This window comes from Mycobacterium sp., assembly GCF_049673265.1.
Classification (GTDB): Bacteria; Actinomycetota; Actinomycetes; order Mycobacteriales; family Mycobacteriaceae; genus Mycobacterium.
This window is the reverse complement of the sequence record NZ_JBATXN010000089.1, coordinates 1-5406: the sequence shown is the minus strand read 5'-3', so window position 1 is coordinate 5406 and position 5406 is coordinate 1. Positions and strand designations below refer to the sequence as shown.

Sequence of the window (5406 nt, the reverse complement as noted above, 5' to 3'; positions counted from 1 at the left end):
GATGAACCTCGACCACTACTTTGCCAGTTGGTTCGAGCGGTACGCCCGCAGCTTCGGGGGGACGATCGGCGGCGGCACGTCCGAGATCCAGCGCAACATCATCGCGCAGCGAGTGCTCGGATTGCCCACCGGCTAAAAAGGACAGCGCGAGCAGACGCAAAAGTCACCAAAACGCCGTTGTTTTGGGGACTTTTGCGTCTGCTCGGCCTAGATGATGGCGGCTTCTTTGCGTTCGGTGATCGGCCGGGCCAGCTCCTGCTCGTCGCAAATCCGTTGCAGCTTCTCGAGGGTTTCATCGAGGCCCGCGCCAAGTCGGAGGCCGGGGGTGAAGGTGGCCGGCAGGTGTCGCATGCCCTGGATGACGCCGATCGTTTCGTAGTGCACGGTGCCTTCCGGGTCGCACTGGTAGTCCGGCAACCGGTCGAGCACCGCGGTGAGCATGGATTTGAATACCGTGCGCGCCACGTTGGAGCCGATGCAGCGATGCACACCGAGGCCGAAGCTGAAGTGACGGTTGCCTTTGCGGTCCATGACGATTTTGTTGGGCTCGGCGAACACCGACGGATCACGGTTGGCCATCGCCCAAGAGATCCACAGCCGCTCGCCCTCCTTGAATTGTGTTCCTTCGATCTCGACATCGTCGGAGAAGGTCCGCCCGTCACCCGGTGCCGGGGTGAAGTAGCGCAGGAATTCCTCGGTGGCGGGATCAAGCAGGGTGTCACGCTCGCGGCTGAGCCGCTGGCGCTGCTCGGGATGCTGCGAAAGCCATTCCAGCGAATGGGCGGTCAGAGCGGTAGTGGTGTCGAAGCCGCCGCCGATCACCAGGCCGAGGTTGCCCATGATCTCGAGATCGGGAGCGGGTTCACCGTCGATCCGCAGCTGGATGAGAGCGTTGACGATGCCCGGCCGGGGGTTCTCCCGGATCTCGATCATGTTGTTCAGCAGATCCAACCCCATCTCCCGGTGCATCGCGTTGACCCGCTCGAGATCCGGGGAGTGCTCAGGCGTGTATAACGCGGCATGTGTGGGCTCGCTGTACATCGACCATTTCTTCAGCGGGACACCCAAGATGGCCAAAGTGAGCACTGCCGGTACGACGTTGGCGAGGTCGTCGACGAAGTCGATGCGGCCCTTCTCGATCTTTTCGTCGAGGCACGCTCGCGTCACGTCGTCGATGAATGGCTGCCAACGTTTGACCGCCGCTGGCGACAGGTAGGGGTTGAGCACGTTGCGATAGGTGCGGTGCTCCGGCTCGTCCATTTCGAGGATTCCACCCCGAACGCCGCTGGCGCGTTTGGCCACCGGAATCGAGATGCCTTGGTAGCCACGGCGTTCGCCGTTGATGTCGTGATCATTTGAAACCACGGGGCAGCGCGCGAGTTCGAACACCGCCTGGCTTCCGCCGGCGACCCAGTGCCCGTCATACGTGTCGGTCCAGGCGACCGGGCACTTGGCGTGGATCTCCTCGGTGATCTCCTCGAATTGGGTTCGGTATTCGGGAGTGTGGCGGTCGAAGTGATACCGGTTCTTCTTGCGATCGCTGTCGCTCACGATGTCGTCGAGGCTCAAGGTGCGCTCTCCGCTGTGTGGTCTGATGACGACCCGCTGCGCCCGGCTGCGCCGCGCTGGCGATCGTCATAAATGAGGATGGCTTGTTCCGGACAGGACTGAGCGGCTTCCCGGACGGCGGATTCCTGGTCGGGCGGAACGTCTTCCGAGACTGCCGACGAATGACCTTCGATGTCGTCGAGCACAAAAGAATCCGGCGCGATCATCGAGCACAGTGTGTGGCCCTGGCAGCGATCTGAATCAACCTGAACTTTCATAACTTTCCCCTACGTGCGGTAGTCGTACCACTTGAGGTATCCGCCGGCATCGACGCGCAACTGCATGCCCGTCACATATCTGGCCTCGTCCGAGGCCAGCCACAGCACCGCGTTGCTGATGTCCTCTGGTTCGACGTAAGGAACCTTCATCGCCTGCTGCACACCGAAAACCGGCTCGGCGTCGGTGCGTGTCGGGTTCTCCAGATCGGGCCGGAACGAACGGTACATCGGCTCGCTTTGCAGCATGTCGGTATTGGTGTTTGTCGGATGTACGACGTTTGCACGAATCCCGAGAACCGAAAGCTCGGTGGCCAGATCGTGCACATAGTTCGACAGGGCACGCTTGGAGTGCACGTAGGCCATCCCGCCCGGGTCGTTGCCGGGGTTGTCCTTCTTCGCAGTGTCCATCAGTGCGGCGGTGGATCCGGTGGCGATGATCGACGCGCCCGCCCGAAGATGCGGCAGCGCAACCTGAATCGCGTTGATCGTCCCGATCAGGTTCGTGTTGATCACGTCGCACCAGGCCTGCAACGGCGGCTGGCCCTTCATCCCGGCGATGCCGGCCTGAGCCACCACGATGTCAAGCTTGCCGAGCTCGGCCAGGCCGGTTTCCAGTGCGGTGCGCAGTTGTGCGGCGTCCCGAACGTCGGCCTGCGCGATCACCACTTTCTGGCTGGTCTTCTCGATCAGGCGGGCTGTCTCGTCGAGGTCTTCCGGTGTGGCCATTGGGTATCCGATGGTGTCGATGTCACGACACAGGTCGACGGCGATGATGTCGGCGCCTTCCTCGGCCAACCGCACCGCGTGAGAGCGGCCCTGGCCGCGCGCCGCACCCGTGACGAATGCGACTTTTCCCTTGACCCGGCCTTCGGCGCGTTGTCCCAACGGATTGTCCTTTCAGGTGTTTCGGCCGCCGTTGACGCCGAGTATCTGACCGGTGATGTAGCCGGCTTCCTCGGAGATCAGGAAGGCGCAGGCCGCGGCGATGTCCTCGGGCTTGCCAATCCGGCGTACCGGCGTTGCCGCGATGGTCTTTTCGATGTCGCCGAGATTGCCGCGTTCCTCGGCGGCACGCAGCATCGGGGTGTCGATGAACCCCGGTGGCACCGCGTTGACCGTGATGCCGCTCGGTCCGTACTCCAGCGCCAGCGACTTGGTCAGTCCGTTGACCGCGGATTTGGCCGCCACGTAATGGGACATATACGGAGCGCCGGAGTGGGTGCTCGAGGAGGAGATGTTGACGATGCGGCCCCAGCCGGCCTCGAGCATGTCGGGCAGCACCGCCTGGATCATGTGGAAGACCCCGTTGAGGTTGACATCGATCAGCCGTTGCCAATCCGCGAACTCGATGTGGTTGAAGCGTTTGAACCCGTCCAGGCCCGCGGCGTTGACCAATACGGTGACCGGGCCCAGCTGCTCGCGGATGCCGGAGAGCGCGGCGTCGATTTGCGATCGGTCGGTCACATCCGCGGTGAACGCGAATGGTGTCTCGGACGGCTTGAGGTCGACGGTCGCGACTTGATAGCCGTCTCGGCGCAACCGCTCGGCGATGGCCAGGCCGATTCCAGAGCCGCCCCCAGTGACCACGGCCGCTGTCACGTGGGCAGCCCGTCGGAGACCGTCACAAGCACTAAGAATCTCCCTTCCGATTATGAGAACCTTACACTCACGTGATAGCGGCTCGCAAGGTGAGTCAGAAACCCCGTTTTTCCTGCGAAAATACTGCGGATCGGGGCCGCGCCAACGTCTTGTGAGGATGGCAGTCTCGTTTCTCCGGATTGGTTGAATTCTCGTGTCCGGAATGTAAGATTCGCCCGGGATGAGAATGAAATTATCCACGTGTTGAGGAGCCTGAATGCCATCGCAGGACAGCGCGACGACCACCGTGGGTGATAGCCCACCGAGGCACGGGTCTGACGGCGGTTCCGAGCCGCACGCCGACCGGCGGTTGCTGATCGACGGCCGGCTGGTCGGCACCGACGGCGTCTTCGCGTCGATCAACCCTGCCACCGGTGAGGTCATCGGTCATGCTCCGGATGCCGGGCTCGACGAGGCGGAGGCGGCCATCGCCGCCGCCCGGCTGGCGTTCGACACCACGACTTGGTCGACCGATGTCTCGCTGCGGGTTCGTTGCCTCGACCAGCTGCATCAGGCGCTGCTGGACCACGCCGACGAATTGCGCGAGCTCACGATCGCCGAAGTGGGTGCCACCCGCGCCCTGACCCACGGGGCTCAGTTGGACGAGCCGATCAAGATCGTGCGTTATTACGCCGACCTGTTGCGCAACTACCCGATAACTGAGGAACTCGGCGAAATCGAGTCGCGCGGTATGCGACACCGCCGCTGGGTGGAGAAAGAGGCCGCCGGGGTGGTCGGCGCCATCATCGCCTACAACTATCCGAACCAGCTCGCGCTGGCCAAGCTGTCCCCCGCGCTGGCCGCCGGTTGCACCGTGATTCTCAAAGGTGCCCCGGACACACCGCTGATCACGCTGGCGCTTGGCGAGTTGATCGCCAATCACACCGATATCCCGGCCGGTGTGGTCAACGTGGTGACCTCTTCGGACCCCGCCGTCGGCGCAGCGCTGACCACCAGCCCGGACGTCGACGTCATCACCTTCACCGGTTCGACCGCCACCGGCCGCAAAATCATGGCTGCGGCCAGCCAGACGGTCAAGCGGGTCTTCCTGGAATTGGGCGGCAAGTCCGCGGTCATCATGCTCGACGACGCGGACTTCGCAATGGCCAGCATGTTCGCCGCCTTCAGCATGGTGACCCACGCCGGCCAGGGATGCGCGTTGACGTCTCGGCTGCTGGTGCCCAAACGCCACCACGACGAGATCGTCGGGCTCATCGCTCAGAACTTCGCTCACGTGCGCCACGGTGACCCGGCTGACCCGAACACTTACATGGGCCCGCTGATCAACGAGCGCCAGTGCGAGAAAGTCGACGGCATGGTGCGTCGCGCCGTTGACGCCGGCGCCACGCTGGTCACCGGCGGCAAGCGCCTCGGCCCGGGCTACTTCTATGCACCGACGCTGCTGACCAACGTCGACCCCGACAGTGAAATCGCGCAGGAGGAGATCTTCGGTCCAGTGCTGGTCGTCATCAGTTTCGACGATGACGACGACGCGGTGCGCATCGCCAACAACTCGATCTACGGCCTGGCCGGCGCGGTGTTCAGCGGCGATCAGAACCGTGCGCTGGCCGTGGCGCGCCGGATCCGCACTGGGTCCTTCTCCATCAACGGAGGCAACTACTTCGGTGCCGACACGCCCTTTGGCGGCTTCAAACAGTCAGGCGTGGGCCGCGAGATGGGAGTGGCCGGACTCGAGGAATTCCTCGAGCCAAAGACGTTCGCCGCGCCGGTCCTCGAGGGGGTCCGGTGAAGCCGCTACAGGGCATCCGGGTCCTCGAAGTCGCCATGTACGGGTTCGTCCCGTCGGCCGGTGCGGTGCTCGCCGAGTGGGGTGCCGATGTGGTCAAGGTGGAGCACGCGGTCACCGGTGACCCGCAGCGTGGACTGCGCCAAACCGGCTTGCTGCGCGTGGAAGGCGACCCGAACCCGAACATCGAGCATG

At 63.7% G+C, this 5406-nt stretch carries 6 protein-coding genes and 1 pseudogene; 3 read left to right on the top strand and 4 right to left on the bottom strand.

Features of this window, described 5'->3' with window-relative positions; all coding sequences use genetic code 11:
* Nucleotides 1-136, top strand: a 136-nt coding sequence (locus WBF82_RS03125) for an acyl-CoA dehydrogenase family protein (protein WP_424381639.1), incomplete at its 5' end; no start/stop codon positions are given.
* A 71-nt stretch (nucleotides 137-207) separates the two neighbouring features.
* On the opposite strand, the gene WBF82_RS03120 is transcribed toward WBF82_RS03125, so the two are convergent.
* From WBF82_RS03120 to WBF82_RS03105, 4 genes and pseudogenes are all read right to left on the bottom strand, one after another.
* Complete coding sequence (locus WBF82_RS03120; protein ID WP_424381638.1) at nucleotides 208-1569, bottom strand: cytochrome P450; 1362 nt, start codon at nucleotides 1567-1569, stop codon at nucleotides 208-210.
* A 62-nt stretch (nucleotides 1570-1631) separates the two neighbouring features.
* Nucleotides 1632-1826, bottom strand: a pseudogene (locus WBF82_RS03115) (ferredoxin); the annotation flags it as partial.
* A gap of 9 nt (nucleotides 1827-1835) precedes the next feature.
* Nucleotides 1836-2711 carry a mycofactocin-coupled SDR family oxidoreductase gene (locus WBF82_RS03110; protein ID WP_424381637.1) on the bottom strand — a complete coding sequence of 292 codons (876 nt, stop codon included), beginning with the start codon at nucleotides 2709-2711 and terminating at the stop codon, nucleotides 1836-1838.
* A gap of 12 nt (nucleotides 2712-2723) precedes the next feature.
* A complete protein-coding gene (locus WBF82_RS03105) occupies nucleotides 2724-3425 on the bottom strand; it encodes an SDR family NAD(P)-dependent oxidoreductase (RefSeq protein WP_424381636.1) in 702 nt (233 codons plus the stop codon).
* A 256-nt stretch (nucleotides 3426-3681) separates the two neighbouring features.
* On the opposite strand from WBF82_RS03105, the gene WBF82_RS03100 reads away from it, so the two are divergent.
* Nucleotides 3682-5214 (top strand): aldehyde dehydrogenase family protein, encoded by a 1533-nt coding sequence (locus WBF82_RS03100; RefSeq protein ID WP_424381635.1) that lies wholly within the window; start codon nucleotides 3682-3684, stop codon nucleotides 5212-5214.
* Nucleotides 5211-5406: CoA transferase (locus WBF82_RS03095; protein WP_424381634.1), on the top strand; the 196-nt coding region annotated here is incomplete at its 3' end. The genes WBF82_RS03100 and WBF82_RS03095, both read left to right, overlap by 4 nt.

Bases quoted from the DNA above. Each gene is read 5' to 3' on its own strand.
- WBF82_RS03100 (WP_424381635.1), top strand. From the start codon at position 3,682: ATGCCATCGCAGGACAGCGCGACGACCACCGTGGGTGATAGCCCACCG.